General features: G+C 65.0%; 19 protein-coding genes. 7 read left to right on the plus strand and 12 right to left on the minus strand.

Annotation, left to right across the window (positions count from 1 at the left end; all coding sequences use genetic code 11):
- The first annotated feature begins 34 nt into the window (after nt 1–34).
- Genes JOF56_RS24810 through JOF56_RS24820 form a run of 3 tightly spaced genes read left to right on the plus strand, consistent with a single transcriptional unit; the run spans nt 35 to nt 1,722 of the window.
- Nucleotides 35–589: a sigma-70 family RNA polymerase sigma factor gene (locus JOF56_RS24810; protein WP_307855243.1), complete on the plus strand. Its 555-nt coding sequence runs from the start codon at nt 35–37 to the stop codon at nt 587–589.
- Nucleotides 586–1,275 (plus strand): anti-sigma factor family protein, encoded by a 690-nt coding sequence (locus tag JOF56_RS24815; protein ID WP_209641924.1) that lies wholly within the window; start codon nt 586–588, stop codon nt 1,273–1,275. The genes JOF56_RS24810 and JOF56_RS24815 overlap by 4 nt, the downstream gene beginning before the upstream one ends.
- 3 nt (nt 1,276–1,278) lie before the next feature.
- Nucleotides 1,279–1,722 (plus strand): SRPBCC family protein, encoded by a 444-nt coding sequence (locus tag JOF56_RS24820; RefSeq protein WP_209641925.1) that lies wholly within the window; start codon nt 1,279–1,281, stop codon nt 1,720–1,722.
- Here JOF56_RS24820 and JOF56_RS24825 read toward each other — a convergent pair.
- Nucleotides 1,712–3,055, minus strand: a complete 1,344-nt coding sequence (locus JOF56_RS24825) for a cation:dicarboxylate symporter family transporter (RefSeq protein WP_209641926.1) — start codon at nt 3,053–3,055, stop codon at nt 1,712–1,714. The genes JOF56_RS24820 and JOF56_RS24825 overlap by 11 nt on opposite strands.
- Nucleotides 3,056–3,169: 114 nt before the next feature.
- Here JOF56_RS24825 and JOF56_RS24830 point away from each other — a divergent pair, with 114 nt between their 5' ends.
- Together JOF56_RS24830 and JOF56_RS24835 are read left to right on the plus strand one after the other, a co-directional pair.
- On the plus strand, nt 3,170–4,735 hold the full coding sequence (locus JOF56_RS24830) for an ATP-binding protein (protein WP_209641927.1): 1,566 nt from the start codon (nt 3,170–3,172) through the stop codon (nt 4,733–4,735).
- Between the two features lie 145 nt (nt 4,736–4,880).
- On the plus strand, nt 4,881–5,552 hold the full coding sequence (locus tag JOF56_RS24835) for a response regulator (RefSeq protein ID WP_209641928.1): 672 nt from the start codon (nt 4,881–4,883) through the stop codon (nt 5,550–5,552).
- On the opposite strand, the gene JOF56_RS24840 is transcribed toward JOF56_RS24835, so the two are convergent.
- On the minus strand, nt 5,545–5,739 hold the full coding sequence (locus JOF56_RS24840; RefSeq protein ID WP_209641929.1) for a DUF397 domain-containing protein: 195 nt from the start codon (nt 5,737–5,739) through the stop codon (nt 5,545–5,547). The two genes, JOF56_RS24835 and JOF56_RS24840, sit on opposite strands and share 8 nt — an antisense overlap.
- A 4-nt stretch (nt 5,740–5,743) precedes the next feature.
- Entirely contained in the window at nt 5,744–6,601 is an 858-nt protein-coding gene (locus JOF56_RS24845) for a helix-turn-helix domain-containing protein (RefSeq protein ID WP_209641930.1), read from the minus strand.
- A 111-nt stretch (nt 6,602–6,712) separates the two neighbouring features.
- Between JOF56_RS24845 and JOF56_RS24850 the strand changes: the two genes are divergently transcribed.
- Nucleotides 6,713–6,925 (plus strand): hypothetical protein, encoded by a 213-nt coding sequence (locus tag JOF56_RS24850; RefSeq protein WP_209641931.1) that lies wholly within the window; start codon nt 6,713–6,715, stop codon nt 6,923–6,925.
- 173 nt (nt 6,926–7,098) lie between these two features.
- On the opposite strand, the gene JOF56_RS24855 is transcribed toward JOF56_RS24850, so the two are convergent.
- Nucleotides 7,099–7,959, minus strand: a complete 861-nt coding sequence (locus JOF56_RS24855) for a ricin-type beta-trefoil lectin domain protein (protein ID WP_209641932.1) — start codon at nt 7,957–7,959, stop codon at nt 7,099–7,101.
- On the opposite strand from JOF56_RS24855, the gene JOF56_RS24860 reads away from it, so the two are divergent.
- Nucleotides 7,921–8,487 carry a hypothetical protein gene (locus tag JOF56_RS24860; protein ID WP_209641933.1) on the plus strand — a complete coding sequence of 189 codons (567 nt, stop codon included), beginning with the start codon at nt 7,921–7,923 and terminating at the stop codon, nt 8,485–8,487. The two genes, JOF56_RS24855 and JOF56_RS24860, sit on opposite strands and share 39 nt — an antisense overlap.
- A gap of 49 nt (nt 8,488–8,536) precedes the next feature.
- Here the strand turns inward: JOF56_RS24860 and JOF56_RS24865 are convergent, their stop codons facing one another.
- The 8 genes from JOF56_RS24865 to JOF56_RS24900 all read right to left on the minus strand — a co-directional run bounded on the left by JOF56_RS24865 (nt 8,537) and on the right by JOF56_RS24900 (nt 18,087).
- Nucleotides 8,537–10,012, minus strand: a complete 1,476-nt coding sequence (locus JOF56_RS24865; RefSeq protein WP_209641934.1) for a beta-N-acetylhexosaminidase — start codon at nt 10,010–10,012, stop codon at nt 8,537–8,539.
- Nucleotides 10,009–10,869 (minus strand): carbohydrate ABC transporter permease, encoded by an 861-nt coding sequence (locus JOF56_RS24870; RefSeq protein ID WP_209641935.1) that lies wholly within the window; start codon nt 10,867–10,869, stop codon nt 10,009–10,011. Before JOF56_RS24870 ends, JOF56_RS24865 begins: the two co-directional genes overlap by 4 nt.
- Nucleotides 10,857–11,795, minus strand: a complete 939-nt coding sequence (locus tag JOF56_RS24875) for a carbohydrate ABC transporter permease (RefSeq protein ID WP_209641936.1) — start codon at nt 11,793–11,795, stop codon at nt 10,857–10,859. Before JOF56_RS24875 ends, JOF56_RS24870 begins: the two co-directional genes overlap by 13 nt.
- The gene (locus JOF56_RS24880) at nt 11,792–13,099 is read right to left on the minus strand and encodes an extracellular solute-binding protein (RefSeq protein WP_209641937.1); all 1,308 of its coding nucleotides are present in this window, start codon (nt 13,097–13,099) and stop codon (nt 11,792–11,794) included. Before JOF56_RS24880 ends, JOF56_RS24875 begins: the two co-directional genes overlap by 4 nt.
- 188 nt (nt 13,100–13,287) lie before the next feature.
- The gene (locus JOF56_RS24885; protein WP_307855244.1) at nt 13,288–14,403 is read right to left on the minus strand and encodes a lactonase family protein; all 1,116 of its coding nucleotides are present in this window, start codon (nt 14,401–14,403) and stop codon (nt 13,288–13,290) included.
- Nucleotides 14,404–14,432: 29 nt separating this feature from the next.
- On the minus strand, nt 14,433–15,845 hold the full coding sequence (locus tag JOF56_RS24890) for a GntP family permease (protein WP_209641938.1): 1,413 nt from the start codon (nt 15,843–15,845) through the stop codon (nt 14,433–14,435).
- Nucleotides 15,846–15,859: 14 nt separating this feature from the next.
- The gene (locus JOF56_RS24895) at nt 15,860–16,495 is read right to left on the minus strand and encodes a bifunctional 4-hydroxy-2-oxoglutarate aldolase/2-dehydro-3-deoxy-phosphogluconate aldolase (protein WP_209641939.1); all 636 of its coding nucleotides are present in this window, start codon (nt 16,493–16,495) and stop codon (nt 15,860–15,862) included.
- Between the two features lie 2 nt (nt 16,496–16,497).
- Nucleotides 16,498–18,087, minus strand: a complete 1,590-nt coding sequence (locus JOF56_RS24900; protein WP_209641940.1) for an N-acyl-D-amino-acid deacylase family protein — start codon at nt 18,085–18,087, stop codon at nt 16,498–16,500.
- Between the last annotated feature and the right edge of the window lie 8 nt (nt 18,088–18,095).

Below are 18,095 nucleotides of genomic sequence, written 5' to 3' on the forward strand. Positions count from 1 at the left end.
CGCAACGACTCGATCCCCAGCGGAGAGGAACCTGGTGACGACCCCAGGCTGGTGGCCGCGGCGATCGCGGCGCGTTCGTGGCGAGGACCTTGTTCGGTCGTTGTACAACGAGCACGGCGCGAGTTTGCTCGCGTACGCGACTCGATTGACCAACGACCGGGCCGCGGCCGAGGACATCGTGCAAGAGACCCTGCTTCGCGCGTGGAAGCACTCTGACGCACTGACGGCAGAGAAGGGCTCAGTCCGTGGGTGGTTGCTCACGGTGGCCCGCAACATAGTCACCGACCGTGCGAGGGCACGCGCGGTCCGGCCGCCAGAGGTGGCCGAGGTGACGGAGTCGCCTTCGGTCGAACGGGACCACGCCGATCAGGTGGTGGACTCGATGGCCATGCTCGGGGCGCTCGACAGCCTGTCTCCTGAGCACCGCGAGGTGCTCGTGGAGATTTATTACAAAGGCCGCACGGTCACTGAAGCCGCCCAGGCTCTGGGGATCGCTGCGGGTACCGTGAAATCGCGTTCGTACTATGCATTGCGTGCCCTACGGGCCGTGATGTCCAGCGGCAAGACTGGGACGGAGGTGCCCCGGTGAGCAACCCACATGACCACTCCTCGCTTGGGGCGTATGCCCTCGGCGTATTGACACCGCGTGAAGCGACCGAGGTCGAGGCCCATCTGCGGTCCTGTCCGGACGGTCGTCGCGAGGTTGCTGATCTCGTCGGGCTACGGCGTGCGCTCGACACGGTGCCGCCGGAGGCGTTCATCGACGGCCCACCGCCCGGTGGCGACCTGCTCCTGCAGCGGACGCTCCGTCAGGTGCGTGCCTCCGAAGGGCTGGCGCCGATCGCGGCCAAGCCGCCGATAGGGCGCAGGCTCGCCTCGGTGGCCGCGGCTCTCGTGATCGCCGGTGGCGCCCTCACCGGCGGCATCTTCATCGGTCAGGGCAACGAGCCGGCGGGGCCGCCGGGCATCGCGTTCCCGCAGACGACGGATCCGGGCTCGGGCGCCGTGATGGACATCAAGGTCGAGCCGCTGGCCGGCTGGGTGAAGGTGCACGCCAAGGTGTCCGGCATCAAGCAGGGCGAGCAGTGCCAGCTGATCGTCACCGCCAAGGACAACTCGCAGAAAAGCGCGGGCAGCTGGCTGGTGACCGAGAAGGGCGAGGGCGAAGGGACCACTCTGGACGGTCCGGCCCTGGTCGCGCCGAAGGACGTCAAGTCGGTCGACGTGATCACCTTCGACGGCCGCAAGCTCGCGTCGGTGCCCGTCAACCTGTAGCCGATGTCTGCCAACCGGTACCGATTCCGCAGCTTGTGGCGGCTTTCGGTACCGGTTGACGACGTTTTCCAGGTGGTCACCGATCCGGGGAGCTATCCCTTGTGGTGGCCTGACATCCATGGTGTCGGCCGGATCGACGACGACACGGCCGAAGTGGTGTGCAAGTCGGTTCTGCCGTATGCCTTGGTGTTCCGCCTGCATCGGGCCGAACAGGACCAGCGCGCAGGCCGGCTGCTGGTCGGGATGACCGGTGACCTCGAGGGTTTCTGCCGGTCCATTGTGGTGCAACGAGCTGCCTCGGTGACCTTGGAGATCACCCAGGACGTCGTTGTGAACAAACGCTTGCTACGACGGCTGGCACCGGTCGCGAGACCGGTGTTCCGCGCCAACCACGCCGCGATGATGTGGCGTGGCCAGCGCGGACTGCGCCGATTCCTCAGCTCTTGACCGGCTCCGGCGTCTTGGCCGGCTGATCCTCGCCGTCCTCGCGGACCTCGTGTTCGTCGACCAATGTGGACTCGTCGAACGGGTCCTCACCGGACAGCACGCGCTGTGCCTTCTCGCGGTCGAACTCCTTGGTCCACGTTCCTAGCAGGACCGTGGCGACCGCGTTGCCCGTGAAGTTGGTCAGCGCACGGGCCTCCGACATGAACCGGTCGATACCGACGATGATGCTGGTGCCGTCGACCAGTTCCGGGCGATGCGACGCCAGACCACCTTGGAGCGTCGCCAGGCCCGCGCCGGACACACCGGCCGCGCCCTTCGACGCGATCATCATGAACAGCAGCAATGTGATCTGTTCGCCGAAGCTCAGCGGTGCGTTCATGGCATCGGCGATGAACAGCGACGCCATGGTCAGGTAGATCATCGTGCCGTCGAGGTTGAACGAGTAGCCGGTCGGCACCGTGATGCCGACGACCGGACGGCTTACGCCCACGTGCTCCATCTTCGCGATCAACCGCGGCAGCGCGCTCTCCGAGGACGACGTCGAGAAGATCAACAGGTACTCGCGCGCCAGGTAGCGCATGAGCGAGAACAGGTTGATCCGCGAGACGGTCCACAGCAAGCCGGACAGAACGACCGCGATGAACAGGACACAGGTGATGTAGAAGCCCAGCATGATCACCAGGAGGCTGGTCAACGCCGTCCAGCCGGTTGCCCCGACCACCGCCGCTATCGCGCCGAACGCGCCGACCGGGGCCAGCCACATGATCATCGACAGGATCTTGAAGACCAGCCGCTGCAGGTGCCCGATGCCGCGCAGCACCGGCTTGCCCTTCTCGCCCAGTGCCTGCAGCGCGAAGCCGACCAGCAGGGACACCAGCAGTGTCTCCAGCACTTCGCCGCTGGTCAGGCCGGAGAACAGGGAGGTCGGGATGATGCCGAGGATGAACTGGGTGGTGTTCTCCTGGGCCTTGACCTGCACGTGCCCCGGCTGGAGGTTCAGCCCGTCACCCGGGTGCAGGATGTTGCCGACGATCAGGCCGATGGTCAGCGCGACGAAGGACATGGCGATGAAGTAGCCGATCGCCAGGCCGCCGACCTTGCCCACCCGCGCGGCCTGCCTGATCGAGCCGACACCGAGGACCAGCGTGCAGAAGATGATCGGGCTGATCATCATCTTGATGAGGTTGACGAAACCGTCACCGATCGGTTTGAGTGCGACGCCGGTCTTGGGGAAGGCGATGCCGACGATGATGCCGAGGATGACGGCTATCACGACCGCGATGTAGAGGTAATGGGTGCGATCCCGGCGGGTACGCCCCTCAACAGTGGACAAAACGGGCCTCCTGGGAAGGCAGGGCACGGCAGTTGGTTGTGCAGACTATGAGTGTCGATATGACGCTGGTCACGGTTGTGTTCATTTCGGTCGTGCTGCGGAGAGGTAACGGGCATGCGTGAGTGGAGCCTGGCCCGCCAGCTGCTGGTGCTGCAGGCGGTGATCGTCGCCGTGATCGTCGCTGGTGGGTCGATCCTGGCCTATCTGGACGCGGCCAGCAGCACGAAGGACACCGCCGAGCGAGAGGTCATCGCGGTCGCCAAGTCGGTCGCGGACGCTCCGACGCTGCTCAGCGCCCTGTCCACGCCCAGGCCGACGGAGGTTCTGCAGCCGTTCGCCGAACGGGTCCGCCTCGACACCGGCGTCGACTTCATCACGATCATGGACCCGAACGGCATCCGGTTCACCCACCCGAACCCGTCGCAGATCGGCGGGCATTTCCTGGGCAACACCTCGGACGCGCTGGCCGGGAAGGTGCTCACGGAGACGTTCGCGGGCACACTCGGCCCGTCGGTCCGGGCAGTGGTGCCGGTTTTGTCATCCGATCGTGTGGTGGCCATGGTCGCGGTCGGCATCACGGTCCAGGCGATCGCCGAAGACCTCCAAGCCCGGCTTTTCGGTCTGATCGTCGTCGCCGCGGCGGCGCTGGCCGTCGGCACGGTCGGCACGTATCTGGTCAGCGCCCGGTTGCGTCGGCAGACGCGGGGGATGGGTCCGCAGCGGCTGAGCCGGATGATCGACTACCACGAGTCGATCCTGCACGCGGTGCACGAAGGCCTGCTGCTGCTCGACAAGACCGGAACAGTGACCTTGTGCAACGACGCCGCGCGCGACCTGCTGGGTGTCCCGGAGGACGTGGAAGGCCGCAAACTGGACGATCTCGGACTGCCTTCGTCCCTTGTGGACGGTCTGTTGTCCGACGGCCCGGTGCGCGACGAGATCCACGTGACCGACCGGCGCGTGCTCGTGGTGAACAAGTCCGAGATCCGGGCGCACGGTGCGGTGGTCACGTTGCGGGACCACACTGATCTGCAGGCGCTCACCGGTGAACTCGACTCAGTGAAGGGATTCGCCGAGTCGCTTCGCTCTCAGGCGCATGAGGCCGCGAATCGGCTCCACACCGTGGTTTCATTGATCGAATTGGAACGGACCGACGAAGCGGTGCGGTTCGTCACCGACGAATTGGAGATAGCCCAGCGACTGACCGATCGAGTGGTCGACGCGGTCAATGAGCCCGTCCTTGCGGCACTATTGCTGGGAAAGACGGCTGAGGCCAGCGAGCGCGGTGTGGAACTGGTGATCACGCCCGATACCCAGATCGACGAGAGTATGTTGCCGGGCAGGGATTTGGTGACGATCCTGGGCAATCTGATCGACAACGCGATGGATGCCGCGGTCGACGGCGAGGGAGCGCCGAAAGTCTTTGTCACCGTGCAGAAATCGTCGGCGGAGTTGCTCATGCGGGTCGCGGACACCGGCCGGGGACTGGACGAAGAGGCTTCCAGGGCAGCGTTTTCCCGTGGCTGGTCCACCAAGGACGACAATCGCGGACTCGGGCTGGCCTTGGTGGGGCAGACCGTCCGGCGTTACGGCGGATCCATTGAGCTCAGTCAGGACGTCGGGGCCGTTTTCACGGTCCGGATACCGGTCGAGATGCCCGTGGAGCAGGGCGCAGGGTGATGACCCGATCATCGGGTGCAGAATGTCGCGGCGCGTGTCGGTTCGATTTCGTTTCGTATTACTGGGGCGCCCCAGTTCTGGTGTGCGGCACCGGTGGGAGAGACTGTGCAGCGGTGGGCGCGGGCCCCACTGTGAGGCTGTCGAGATGATCAGGGTTCTGGTGGTCGAGGACGACCCCGTCGCGGCTGACGCGCACAAGCTGTACGTGCAGCGCGTCGCGGGCTTCGAGGTGTCCGGAGTCGCCCATACGGGTGCTGAGGCGATGCGTTTCGTCGAGCAGCACCCGATCGATCTCCTGCTGCTGGACCTGTATTTGCCCGACGCGCACGGCCTGCAGATCTGCCGCGCTCTGCGAGCGGCGAATCACTCGATCGACGTCATCGCAGTCACCTCGGCGCGCGATCTGCAGATGGTGAAGGCCGCGGTCTCGGCAGGAGTGGTCCAGTACCTGCTGAAGCCATTCACCTTCGCGACACTCAGGGACAAACTTGAGCGTTACGCTCTCTTCCGCGACACAGTCACCGGGGAAGCGGCGGGTCAGGAAGAAGTCGATCGCGCGCTGGCGACATTGCGCGGTACCGACGGCATCGGCCTGCCGAAGGGCATGAGCGCGGACACGCTCGACTCGGTGATCGCGGCATTGCGGGAGACACCGGACGGATTGTCGGCGGTCGGCGCGGCATCGGCTGTGGGCATTTCCCGCGTGACGGCAAGGCGCTATCTGGAGCACCTTGCCGACACGGGAACGGCGGTCCGAAGGCCGCAGTACGGCCAGGTGGGCCGGCCGGAGCTGTTCTACAAACTCGCCGCTAACTAGGCAGATCGAACACGCCCAGCTTCTGGCCCTTGGTGTGCGAGTCCCATTCGGCGTGGGTGAAGGAAAGCGTGCCCGCGCCGGGCCGGTTCGAGTTGCGTACCAGGACTTCGGTGTCGGTCAGCATGACCTCCACGCAGTTGTTTCCGTTCGACGAGAACTTGGTCCATACGTTTGGCTGCAGGGCCATCAGATCACCCGATTCGCCGACGATTGCTGAAGTCCTCAATCATATCGACGCTAGTCAACGGGTCGAAAGCCTTGAGCTTGACATCCTCGAAGTTGCGAATCGCCTCGACGACGAGTGGGTCGCGATCGAAGAACAGTTCGCCCATGGTCGTGTCCGCACTGGCGATCTCGGAGATCTTGTGGTCGAACTTGTAGATCGTGACCGTGGCACCAAGTGAGTAGTGCTCGCGGGTGTCCAGCGGCAGGATCTGAACCGTGACGTTCTGCTGCGCCCGGCAGAGTTGGGCGACATGCTGGAGCTGACTTGACATCACCTTCCGGCCGCCGATGTTCTTGTGCAGAGCGGCTTCGCTGACGACCACCCAGAGGCCAAGGGGTTGCTGCGGGCGAGTCAGGACTGCGCCCAGGGTCAGCCGGAAGTTCAGATAGATTTCCAGCTTTTCCGCGAGGTGGCCGGTCGGGGCCAGGATTGCGCGCGCGTAGTCCCTTGTCTGCAGGACCCCAGGGAACATCTCGGGGCTGTAGTAGCGGATGGTGCGCGCAGCTTTGATCAAGTCGGCGGCACGCCGTTGGTGCGCCTGGATACCTCCGCCGCCAGGCACTCGCCCCGCTGATCTGTGTGCCTCCCGGTTGACTTCCTTCAGATCGTCGGCCTGGTCATCAGGCGCGTGGTACAGATCGAGCAGTGCGGCCAGGTCGGCGTGCCGGACCCGGGTCCGGCCCTGCTCCATGTTGCTGATGGTCGTGATCGTGTAGCCGAGTCTCTCCGCAGCGGCTTCTCTGCCCAGGCCAACCTCGGTCCGCATCCGCTTGAGCGTCGCGCCGACCTGGATACGTTCCGCGGTCCGCAGCTGACCTGACATCCGACATTCACTCCTTCGGGTACGACCGCATTGCGTAATCGCACTTTACGATGTTGGCGCTTGTGAGCGCTTATGATGAGCGTAGCAGAGGTTCTTGGAGGGAGTCAGCGCATGTCCAGCAATGGGATTCAGGTCGGTGCCTGGGTGAAGATCGAAGGGGAGTGCGAGATCGAGTACCGCGTGACCGGTGACGAGGTCGAGTTCTCGTTCGGCGGCCGGATGAACGGGTTCGACATCCTGGCGACCGAGCGCGGTCTCGACCGGCTGCTGACCGCCGGGAACGAGGCGCTGCGGGAGATGCGCTCGGCCGCCGTGAAGGACTGAGTCGTGTTCAGATGTCCCGGTCGAAGAGAGTCTGCCCCGGCCCGGAGGCAGGAGTCGGACTTCCGTGGCGCCAGGGGTGCGATCCGGCCCTGCTGTCGCGATCGGACATCTGGAACACGACCTGGTGGAGGTGGCGGATCCGGCTCACCGGGCCGGGTCCGCCGCTTGTGGCGTCACGACCGTTGCCACTGTTGGTTCCATTCGGTGCTGCACTCGTGGACCACGGCGTTCTTGCCGGCGATGGCCAGGCACAGGTCCGGATTCCGGGCCGGGCGCAGCCGTTCCCACATCACTCCTTCGTGGTGCCAATGATTTTCGATCAGCCATTGCTGGGCCGCGGAGCCGGTGCATTCGGCCTGGATCACGTCGCTGTCGGTGTCAGTGGGCACGGTCAGGCAGAGTGCGTTTTGCGTGGTCAGTTGCAGGGCGCAGTCATCCGGCCGGGAGCCGGTCCCGAGACGGGCGGTGAATGTGACCGACGGCGACGACTGCGGGAGATCGGCGACGAACACATTCTCGTCAAGCCGATTCACCGATGCCGCCAGGCGAAGCTTCGAATGATGGTTCTGCCATGCCGCGGTTTCGCCGTCGGCGAGGCAGAAAACATTCGGGATGGCCGGGCTGGGAAGTTCGTTGTTCATCAACGCGGGCAATCCCGCACCACCGGCCACGAAGAGTGCGGCCGCAATGAACAGGGCGATGCCAAGACGAGGTGCTGTCCAGCGGTGGACCGGCTCGGGTGTCAAAACCTTCGGATCGGGTGGATACGGGTGGCCGGGCAAACTGATCCACCCGGTCGTGGTGGTTTCCTTCACCGAGAAGTGGGCCGGCCGGAAGGTCGCCGCATCGGTTTCGGCGCTGTGCCGGACGACATCGTCGAAGAACCACGGCGAGACGATCAGCGCGAGGACGTCGCGCGACTCCGCAAGCGCTTTCCTCAGGGGAGGCGCCTCCAGCAGCCTGAAGGTCAGGTTCACCGACGCCGAGGTCGCGCCGTGGTCGTCGAATTCGACCTCACCCGCGTTCAGCGCCATCCGCAAGCGCATCTGTTCGGCGAACGGGTGAGTGGCATTGTGCGTGTAGAGAGCCTGTGTCAATGCCGCGGGGAGCGCGTCGACGAATGGCGCTTTCGGCAGATGTCCCGGAGCGGTGATGAAGACACCGTCACCCCGGTCTTCGGCTATACACTCCGCCCACGGGATGCCCGCTCGATCGAATGCCTGTTCCAGTGCCCGATAGAGACCGTCCCGCACGGCGACTTGGTCTTTGTTGGTGCGATGCAGGGTGCCGAATCCCGTCACATCCACAACGAGGATTATTCGATGCGCGGCCGGTTGCCGCCGCTGTCTCATTTGTTCCCCCTTGACATCGACTGCCTGCTGGATAAGGGAAGCATCTTACGAGCAGGTGCCAATGGTGTCGATTTCGCCGAGGGGAAGGCCGCTTACATCATGTACGTTTCTTTGCCGACCGGCTCGCCTTCCTTCGCTCGGAGTGCTGACACCATTACGACATCAGTGGCGGCGAACATCGCGGCGGCTACGAATCGGATATGGCTCTGATATGGCCGAACACGAATGGATGGACTCATCCGTTTGACCGGCCGTGGCGTCAGGGCAGGGTGCGGATCCGGCTCGGCACACCTGGACGGGTCTGCCACGGGTGCGGGCCTTCCAACGGCCGGTATTCCACGCCCATGGCGTCCAGCCTGGGCAGATGATGCTTGACCAGGCGTTGCTCGAACTCCGCGTAGGACCTGTCCGGCCGGCTCCAGACGACCTCGGCGAACGCTGCCAGGCGTGGGTAGGTCGCGTAGTCCACGCGCCGGGCGTTGTCCAGGTGCTCGGTCCAGATCGGGGCTTGCGCGCCCAGAACGCGGGAGTGGAATTCGGGGGCGAGATCTTTCGGGATCGGCTCGTAGGCGTAGATGTCCTCGAGAGTGTGCAGGTAGCCGACGGGGATCGGCTCGTCCGCGTGATCGGACTGGCGGTGGTCGAGGTAGACGTGCTGCTCCGGGCACATCACCACGTCGCGCCCGGATGACGCGGCGACGATGCCGGCCTCTTCACCGCGCCACGAGGCGATGATCGTGTCCGGTGCCAGGTCGCCTGCTTCCAGGATTTCGTCCCAGCCCAGGGCTCGGCGGCCCAGTTCGGACAGATGCGCGGCGAGCCGGCCGACGAACCAGCCGTGCAGCTGGCGTTCCGACGTGAAGCCGAGTTGCGCCATTCGTTCTGCCGCAACGGGATTGTTCTGCCATTGCACCGTTGGGACTTCGTCGCCGCCCAGGCAGATCACGGGTGCGTCGAAGATGGAGGCGACGTGGTCGAGCACTGTGCGGTAGAAATCCAGCACGAAGTCCGAGACCGTGAGGATGTTCTCGTTGATTCCCCAGTTGCGCAGGACCGGGAGCTGGGCGCCGGTGTTGCCCAGTTCGGGGTAGGCCGCGATGGCCGCCTGGCTGTGGCCGGGAACGTCCACTTCGGGCACAACCGTGATGTGCCTTTCCTTGGCGTACGCCACGATTTCGTGCATGTCGGCGGTTGTGTAGAAACCGCCGTGCGGGCGGCCGTCGGTTTCTGTCGTGCCGTCCGGTGGGCGGCCGACCCAGGAGCCCGTGCGCCAGGAGCCTGTCTCGGTCAGTTTCGGGTAGGCGGGTACTTCGATGCGCCAGCCTTGGTCGTCGGTCAAATGCAGGTGCAATGTATTCAGTTTGTGTGCGGCCATCTGGTCGATGAACCGGAACACCTCGTACTTCGGCATGAAGTGGCGGGCCACGTCCAGCATCACGCCGCGCCACGCGAACCTTGGGTGATCCTCGATCACTCCACAGGGGAGTGTCCATGGTCCACTGTGGATCGACGCGGCTCGGAAGCGGTCTGGTCCGTAAAGCTGACGGAGGGTCTGGGTGGCGTAGAAGGCTCCGGCCGGGTCGGCGGCTTCAACCCACACACCTTGTTCGGTAATATTTACCCGGTAACCTTCGGCCGGTAGATCTTCCGTGTAGGAGATGGTGGGCTCGACGGGTTTGTCGCTGACCAAGCTCGACTCTGTAAGACTTACTGTCACAGGTTTGGGAAGTATCATCCTTTGACCGCTCCTGAGAGTCCGGACGCCAGGTGTCGTTGCACGAAGATGAAGAAGATCAGCACGGGGATGGTCATCAGCGTGGCACCCGCCATGATCCCGCCCCAGTCGAGTTCCTCCGGTTTGTAGAACACGCGCATCGCCTGTGGCAGCGTGCGGTTGTCCACGTCGGAGAAGATCAGCGTCTGCGCGAACAGGAAGTCGTTCCACGCGTGGATGAACGCCAGCACACTCGTCGCCACCAAGCCGGGCGCGACCAACGGAAAAAGCACCTGCCAGGTGAACCGGAACCGGCTCGCCCCATCCAGCGACGCGGCCTCCTCCAGCTCGGCCGGCACCGCCGCGACGAACCCCCGCAACATCCAGATCGCGAACGGCAGACTGAACGCTAGGTTCACAAGCACAAGCGGCGCAAGCTGATTGAGCCCAAACGCCGGTATCGAAGACCCAACCTGCTGAACCATGAAGAACAGCGGGATGGTCAACGCCTCAACCGGAACCATCTGCGCCACAAGCAACATGACGAGAAGAACAGTCCGCCCCTTGAACCGGAATCGCGTCAACGCCACCGCCGAAAGAAACGACAGAACCATCGACAACGCGACAACACACAGAGCCACAATCGTACTGTTGAGGAAGTAGCGGCCGAACCCCTGCGACCCCAGCACCCGCTCAAAACTGTCCAAACTAGGCGCGAAAGTCCACGGCACAGCCGACTGAATCTGCCCTGCAGGCTTGAAAGCCGACAACACCATCCAGTAAAGCGGCACAGCCACCAAGGCCGCCACCACACAACAGATGATCTCCGCGATCAACCTGCCAGGCTTGCGCGGCTTACGAACTGTCAGGGTCGCCATCCGGACCTCCGCTGGGTCCTGAGGTAGAGCACGGTGATCAGCATCAGCAGCACTGTCATCACCACGCCGATTGCCGATCCCAGGCCGTATTCCTCGCCTGCGAAGGCCTTTTGGTATGTGTACACGTTGAGTACCAGGTTCTGGCCGGCTATGCCGCCGCCGTTGGTCATCACGTAGATCTGGGTGAAGATCTTGAAGTCCCAGATGATCGACTGGATGGTGGCGATCACGATCAGCGGCTTGAGGATCGGGAGGATCACCTGGGTGGCTGTGCGCATCCAGGAGGCTCCGTCCAGCTGCGCGGCCTCGATGACTTCCGCTGAGATCGCCTTGATGCCCGCGTACATCGTGACCATCACGAACGGGAACGAGCACCAGATGACCTCGCCCGCGACCAGCCCGAAAGCCGAGATCCGGTCGAAGGTCCAGGAGTGCCCCTGCATCCCCAGGACCTTGTTCACCACGCCGAAGTCCTGGTCGAACAGGAACAGCCACACGTATGACCCGGCCATCGCCGGAGTTGCCCAGGCTCCCAGTGCCGCAAGGAAAAGCAACATCCGCGGTACCGCGCGGACCCGCGAAGCCAGCACCGCGAGACCGGTCCCGACGAGCAGGCTTCCGAGTACGCACACCGCGGCGAACAGGATTGTCGCCAGCAGTACCGACCAGAACTGGGAGTCGCTGAACAGCTCGACGTAGTTGTCGGCACCGATGAATACCAACGGTTCGGCGCCGCTGGCCTGCGGCTGGCCGTAGTCGTACAACGAGATTTGCACGAGCTGGAACAGCGGGTATGCCATCAGGCCGATCAACAGCACGCCGGCCGGTGCCAGGTACATCGTTGCTGCCCGGCCGTCGCGTTTTCTGCGGACTGGCCCCTGCTGCACCGGGATCTCCGGCACGGCAGGAGCTATTTGAGTCGTCATCCGAATGCTTTGTTCATCTCGGTGGCCGCGGCATCGGTCGCGGCTTCCACGGTCTGGCCGCCGGTGGCGATCTGCTGGATCGCGGTCGGGATCAGGGACTGGGCGTCGATCTTCGTCCAGGCCGGTGTGGTGGGCACGAACTTGGTGCCGGACTGCGCGGTCCGCACGAACGGCTCCAGGAACTTGTCGGCCGAGGCGACCTGCTCCTGGGTGTCCTTGAAGGTCGGCAGGTTGCCCATGGCGGTGTACATCTTCTGCTGGTACTTCTTGCCGCCCAGCAGTTTCACGAACTCCAGCGCCAAGGTGTGCTTCTTCGAAGCGCCGAACACGCCGAGCAGGTTGCCGCCCGCGAAGGCCGGGGCGATCTTGCCGGATTCCTTGCCGGGCAACGGAACCACGGCGTACTTGCCCTTTACCGCGCCGGCCTCCACGGCCTTGCGGTTGAAGTCACCGCCGACCGTCATACCTGCCTTGCCACCCGCGAACGCGGCCACCGACTGGGTGCCGGTGAACTGGGCGCACTGCGACGGCGGGCAGATGTCGTCCTTGATCAGCTCGGCGAACTGGCGCAGGCCATCACGCGACTGCTGGCTGTTGATCGTCGAGGACCACTTGTCGCCGTCCTGTTTGGCCAGATCACCACCGTTGGCCCAGATGTACGGGAAGGCGGCGTAGATGTACTTGCCACCGACGGCGATGCCGTAGAGGTCTGGCTTGGCGGCGCGGATCTTGCGTGCGGTCTCGGTCAGCTCGGCGAGCGTCTTCGGCGGCTGCAGGCCGAGCTCGGTGAACACGTCGGTGCGGTAGTAGAGCGCACGAGTGCCGGTGTACCACGGGATTCCGTACGTCTTGCCCTTCACCTTGGCGGTGTCCACAACGGACGGTATCAGGTCCTTGCTGTCCGGCCAGGCGTTCAGCTCCGCGGACAGGTCGGCGAAACCGTTGGACGCGGTGTAGCCTGCGAGGTCGGTGTTGCCGAACTCGGCCACGTCCGGCGAGGAGTTCTTGTCGTTGAAGGCACCGTTGAAGCGGGTCGCTCGGCCGTCGACCGGCAGGTACTCCACGGTGACCTTCACGCCCTGGTGCGCGGCTTCGAACTCGGCTTTGGCCTCGTTGACCACGGTTTCCTTGGGGCCGTTGGCGGCCTCCTGGAACAGCCAGACCTTGAGCTCGCCGGTCATCTCGCCGACCGGCTGGCCCGCGTTTCCGGTCTGCTGTGGCTGGTTGTTGGCTGCTTGTGGGGGACCGCACGCGACGACGAGCGTTCCTACAGCGAATGCAGCCAGCACGCCTTTGATCTTCATCGTTCCTCCGGTTGCGTCTGATGCAACGCGCGTTTCGCATGCGGCAATATCGGAGATGCTAAGCCGGGTCATTCACCGGCACAAGGGTCTAAACCAATCCCCGCGCGAGGCGAGCGAGGGTGCCCCCAATGCCACATTGGGGGCACCCAACGTCCCCAATGTGGCATTGGGGGCACAAAACAGAGTGCTTACTTGAAGGAAACGATGCCGACGTTGTTCACGGCGACGGAACCCGCTGAGGTGCCGAGCTTGCCGGTGGCGGGGTCACGCGGCAGCCAGTTGATCGTGCCCGCACGCTGGTTGGACACGTAGACCCAGCGGCCGGTCGGGCCGAGCGTGAAATGCCGGGGCCAAGAACCACCCGAAGGTGTGGTGCTCATGAAAGACAGGCGCTTGCCCTGCTCACCGACCGCAAAGGTCGCGATGCTCTCGTGACCACGGTTGGAGGCGTACACGAACCGCCCGTCCGGCGATATCTGGATCTCGGCGGGAAAGTTCTCCGGCGGATTGGCATCGCCCAATGTGCTGATGACCTGACCGGCAGTGAACCGTCCGGCTGCCGGGTCCCAAGCTGCCACGGTCACTTCCGACCGCAACTCACCCAGGATGTAGGCGTACCTACCGTTCGGATGGAACGCCAAGTGCCGCGGTCCCAGCCCGTCCGGCAGCTTGAGCTGCTGGTTCTGTTTGAGTTTCCCGGAGTCCAGCGAGTACACGTAGACCGAGTCGGCGCCAAGGTCCACCGCGACGATCCACTTGCCGCTCGGGTCGGTCACGACCTGGTGAGCGTGCGGGTCGCGGCCGTTCCCGACATGCTGAGCCACGTCGACAACCGGACCTACGCGGCCATCACCCTGCAGCGACAGCACCGAAACGCTGCCGCTGCTGTAGTTGGCCGCCAGCAAATACCGCCCATGCAGGCTGATATGCGTGGGCGCGGCGCCCTTCACCGGCGCTGAGTTGAGCACGCGCGGCTTCTGCGGGTCGGTGACGTTGAACGCTGTCACCTTGCCCGGATCCGACTCGATGGTCGAGTACAGGATCCGGCCGTCCCGCGAGTACGTGAACCACGACGGGTCCACGATCCCCGGCACACCGCCGGTGATCGTCAGCTTGCCGGACGCCGAGTCGACGGTGCCGGCCTGGAATCCCGGCCCGACCGGCGGGCCCCAGCTGGTGAAGCTGCCGATGTACACAGTGGACACAGCTCTCCCGTGGGCCGATGCCGGTAGGCCGGTCGCCATTACCAAACCGCCAACCCCTGCGGCGCCCAGGAAGGAGCGCCGATTCAATTGCTTTGCCACCTCTAGGAGATCCTCTCTACGCAGGGACGCTAGACGAAGATCATCAAGACCGCGGCGACGACGAAACCGCCGACGGACAAGATGGTTTCCAGCACTGTCCAGGTCTTCAGCGTGTCCTTCACCGAGATGCCGAAGTACCTCGACACGATCCAGAACCCGCCGTCGTTGACGTGCGAGGCGATGATCGAACCGGCGCAGATGGCGGCGACGATGAGCGCCAGTTGAGGCTGTGAGTAGCCCGCGTTCGCGACTGTCGGGCCGATGATGGCCGCCGAGGCGGCGATGGCCGCGGTGGCCGAGCCCTGCGCGATCCGCAGACCACACGAGATCAGGTACGCGGCGACCAGAACAGGCAGTCCGACGTCGGCGAGCGAGGTCTGGACCGCCTTGCCGATCCCGCTGACAGTCAGCACACGGCCGTAGAACGCACCGGCACCGACGACGAGCAGGATCATGGCGACCGGCTTCAGCGACGCGTTGGCGATCCGGGAGACCTCGCCACGCGACATGCCGCGCCGGTAGCCCAGCAGCCAGAACGCCAGCAGCACCGAGATGGTCAACGCGATCGCCGGCGTGCCGAAGAACGTCGCGACCCCGGCGATGAACGACTTCTTCGGCAGGATGATGCTGCCGAACGTGCCCAGCAGGATCAGGATCAACGGTGTCACGATGATCCACGCGACCGTGCTCAGCTTCGGCTCGGCCTTCTCCGGCGCGGTGGCGGTACCCGGTCCCTCCTTGGTGACCTTGGCCGCCTCCAGCATCTCCTCGGGGACCTCGATGTGGATGCGCTTGCCGATCCAGTTGGCGAACACCAGGCCCACGGCCCACGCCGGGATCGCGCAGATCGCGCCGAACAGGATCACCCAGCCGAGCCCGACGCCGAGCAGTCCGGCGGCGGCGACCGGACCGGGGTGCGGCGGCAGGAACGCGTGCGTCACCGACAGACCGGCCAGCAGCGGCAGGCAGAACAGCAGGATCGAGCGGCCCGACTGCTTGGCCACCACGTAGACCAGCGGTGCCAGCACGAAGATGCCGATGTCGAAGAACACCGGGATCCCGAAGATCAGCCCGGCCAGGCCCATCGCCAGCGGCGCCCGCTTCTCCCCGAACGCCTGCAGCAGCTTGCGGGTGAGCACGTGCGCGCCGCCGGACGACTCCAGGATGGCGCCCAGGAACGTGCCCATCCCGATGATCACCGCGATATGGCCGAGGATGTTGCCGAACCCGGTTTCGATCAGCGATCCGGAGTTCGACGACTGGATCGAGCCGACCAGTGTCTCCACCGGGATTCCCGCGGCGAGAGCCGTCAGCACACCGATGATCAGCAGTGCGATGAAAGGCTCGACCTTCCACCAGATGATCATCATCAACAGCAGTGCGATCCCGACCGCGGCGAGCAACAGCAGCCCGCCCGTCGAGCGTTGCAACCAGTCCACCATGGACGGCTCCTCAATTATCCAGTGACGCGCGCGGCTGCGACCGCGTCCACGAACTCGGCGGCCCGCAGGCGGATCTCGTCCAGCCGCGACTCGGCGGCCAGGGCAGGGGAGACCACGCCACTGCCCGCGGTGACCGCGAGCGCCCCGGCTTCCAGGAACTCCGCGGCGTTGCCGGCGTGCAGGCCGCCGGTCGCCACCAGGTGTGTGCCCGGGTAGGGGCCGTGCAGGTCCTTGAAATAGGCCGGACCCAGCCTGGCTGCCGGGAACACCTTGACCGCTGTGGCGCCCATGTCCACAGCGTCGGCCACCTCCGTCGGGGTCATCGCCCCGAGGACGATCGGCACGCCCTGCCGCACGGCCTCGGCCGCGGCTTTCGGCCGCAGACCAGGCGTCAGCAGGAACCTCGCGCCCGCGTTGATCGCGTCGCGGGCGTCCTGTTCGGTCATCACGGTGCCCGCGCCCAGGATCAGACCGTCCACTTTGGCCGCCTGCTCCATCAGCCGCGGCGCGTCCGGTGTGGTGAGAGCGAACTCCACGATCGGCAGCCCGGCTTCGACCAGGGTCTGGCCCAATCCCACGGGATCGGCGATGTGCGGTGCGCGGATGATGCACAGCGAGCGCCACGCGTGCAGTTCGGCGATCAGGTCCATCTTCAGGCTCCTGGGTTGCGCAGTGAGTGGCCGGCCAGAGCACCGGTGTGTGTTCCGTCGTCGATCACAGGAACGCCGTTGACCAGCACATACGGGATGCCGGTCGCGACCTGCCGCGGCTGGTCGAACGTCGCGGTGTCGGCGACTGTGTCCGGGTCGAACAGCACGAGGTCGGCGGCGTAACCCTCACGGATCAGGCCGCGATCGCTGAGACGCAAACGATTGGCGGCGCGCCCGGTCAGGTGTGCGACGCACTCCTCCAATTCGAGAACGCCGAGCTCGCGGACGTATTTCGCCAGGTAGCGGGGGAATGTGCCCCAGGCGCGGGGGTGCGGGCGTTCACCGACGAGCAGCCCGTCGCTGCCGCCCGTGTGCGCCGGGTGCTTCATGATCGCCTGGACGTTGTCCTCGTGTCCCACGTGCATCAGGCACGAGGTACCCATCCGCTCGGCGACCAACACGTCGAAGTACAAGTCCGACGGTGCTTGGCCGGTCCGGCGTGCCGACTCGGCGATGCTGTGCCCGACCAGCTGCGAGTTCTCGTCCTTGCGGACACCGTTGATCTCGATGGAATCCCAGTCGACCGGGACGCCGTGACAGCCGTCCGAGCCGTTCTCCTCGAGGTCCACACGAATGCGTTCGCGTGTGTCCGGATCGGTCAGCCGCCCTAGTGTGACGTCCGGGCCGCCTTCCGTGGACCAACTTGGCAGCAAGGCGGATAGGTAGGTTGCTCCCGGCAAATATGGATAGGTGTCCAGCGTGATGTCGCAGCCGTCGGCTATCGCTTCGTCCAGCAAGGCGAGTAGCTCGACGCCGCGCCCTTTGTTCACGGGAAAGTTCATGGTGGCGTGCGCCAGATGCAGCGGGCAGCCCGATCGCCGGGAGACGTCCACCATTTCGGTGTACGCCTCTAGCGCGCCTGCGCCATAGCTGCGGTGGTGCGGGCTGTAGTAGCCGCCGCCTTTGCCCGTGACCTCGCACAGTGCCACGAGTTCCTCGGTGTCCGCGTACATCCCGGGGGTGTAGGTCAGCCCGGAGGACAGGCCCATCGCACCTTCGGCCAGGCCGGTCGCGACGATCTGGCGCATCCGGTCCATTTCGGACTCGGTCGGCGGCCGCGCTTCCCAGCCGACCACCATCATCCGGATTGTGCCCTGTGGCAACAGATATGCGGCGTTGACCGCGATGCCCTGGTCGAGCCGATCGAGATATTCCCCGACACTGCGCCAGTTCCAGTCGAAGCCCGCGGGATCGTCGTTCCACCCTGCCAGCTGGGACCGCAGACCGGCCAGTGTCTCGTCGTTGACCGGCGCGTACGACAGGCCGTCCTGGCCGTAGACCTCGCTCGTGACGCCCTGCGAGACCTTGGCCAGATGATCCGGCTTGGCCAGGACCTGCAGGTCGGAATGGGAATGCATGTCGATGAACCCGGGTGACAGCACCAGGCCGCGTGCGTCGATCACCCGTGTGCCGTCCAGCCTGCGTCCGGTCGAGATCTCCGCGATCCGGCCCGCCTGAACACCCACGTCGGCTTGGTAACGCGGCGCTCCGGTGCCATCCACGACCGTTGCCCCGCGGACTACGATGTCCATATCGGACT

The sequence above is a fragment of the Kibdelosporangium banguiense genome (genome assembly GCF_017876405.1).
GTDB lineage: Bacteria > Actinomycetota > Actinomycetes > Mycobacteriales > Pseudonocardiaceae > Kibdelosporangium > Kibdelosporangium banguiense.

Bases quoted from the DNA above. Each gene is read 5' to 3' on its own strand.
- JOF56_RS24820 (WP_209641925.1), top strand. From the start codon at position 1,279: ATGTCTGCCAACCGGTACCGATTCCGCAGCTTGTGGCGGCTTTCGGTA.
- JOF56_RS24830 (WP_209641927.1), top strand. From the start codon at position 3,170: ATGCGTGAGTGGAGCCTGGCCCGCCAGCTGCTGGTGCTGCAGGCGGTG.
- JOF56_RS24835 (WP_209641928.1), top strand. From the start codon at position 4,881: ATGATCAGGGTTCTGGTGGTCGAGGACGACCCCGTCGCGGCTGACGCG.
- JOF56_RS24840 (WP_209641929.1), bottom strand. From the start codon at position 5,739: ATGGCCCTGCAGCCAAACGTATGGACCAAGTTCTCGTCGAACGGAAAC.
- JOF56_RS24845 (WP_209641930.1), bottom strand. From the start codon at position 6,601: ATGTCAGGTCAGCTGCGGACCGCGGAACGTATCCAGGTCGGCGCGACG.
- JOF56_RS24850 (WP_209641931.1), top strand. From the start codon at position 6,713: ATGTCCAGCAATGGGATTCAGGTCGGTGCCTGGGTGAAGATCGAAGGG.
- JOF56_RS24855 (WP_209641932.1), bottom strand. From the start codon at position 7,959: ATGGCGCTGAACGCGGGTGAGGTCGAATTCGACGACCACGGCGCGACC.
- JOF56_RS24865 (WP_209641934.1), bottom strand. From the start codon at position 10,012: ATGATACTTCCCAAACCTGTGACAGTAAGTCTTACAGAGTCGAGCTTG.
- JOF56_RS24870 (WP_209641935.1), bottom strand. From the start codon at position 10,869: ATGGCGACCCTGACAGTTCGTAAGCCGCGCAAGCCTGGCAGGTTGATC.
- JOF56_RS24875 (WP_209641936.1), bottom strand. From the start codon at position 11,795: ATGACGACTCAAATAGCTCCTGCCGTGCCGGAGATCCCGGTGCAGCAG.
- JOF56_RS24880 (WP_209641937.1), bottom strand. From the start codon at position 13,099: ATGAAGATCAAAGGCGTGCTGGCTGCATTCGCTGTAGGAACGCTCGTC.
- JOF56_RS24890 (WP_209641938.1), bottom strand. From the start codon at position 15,845: ATGGTGGACTGGTTGCAACGCTCGACGGGCGGGCTGCTGTTGCTCGCC.
- JOF56_RS24895 (WP_209641939.1), bottom strand. From the start codon at position 16,495: ATGGACCTGATCGCCGAACTGCACGCGTGGCGCTCGCTGTGCATCATC.
- JOF56_RS24900 (WP_209641940.1), bottom strand. From the start codon at position 18,087: ATGGACATCGTAGTCCGCGGGGCAACGGTCGTGGATGGCACCGGAGCG.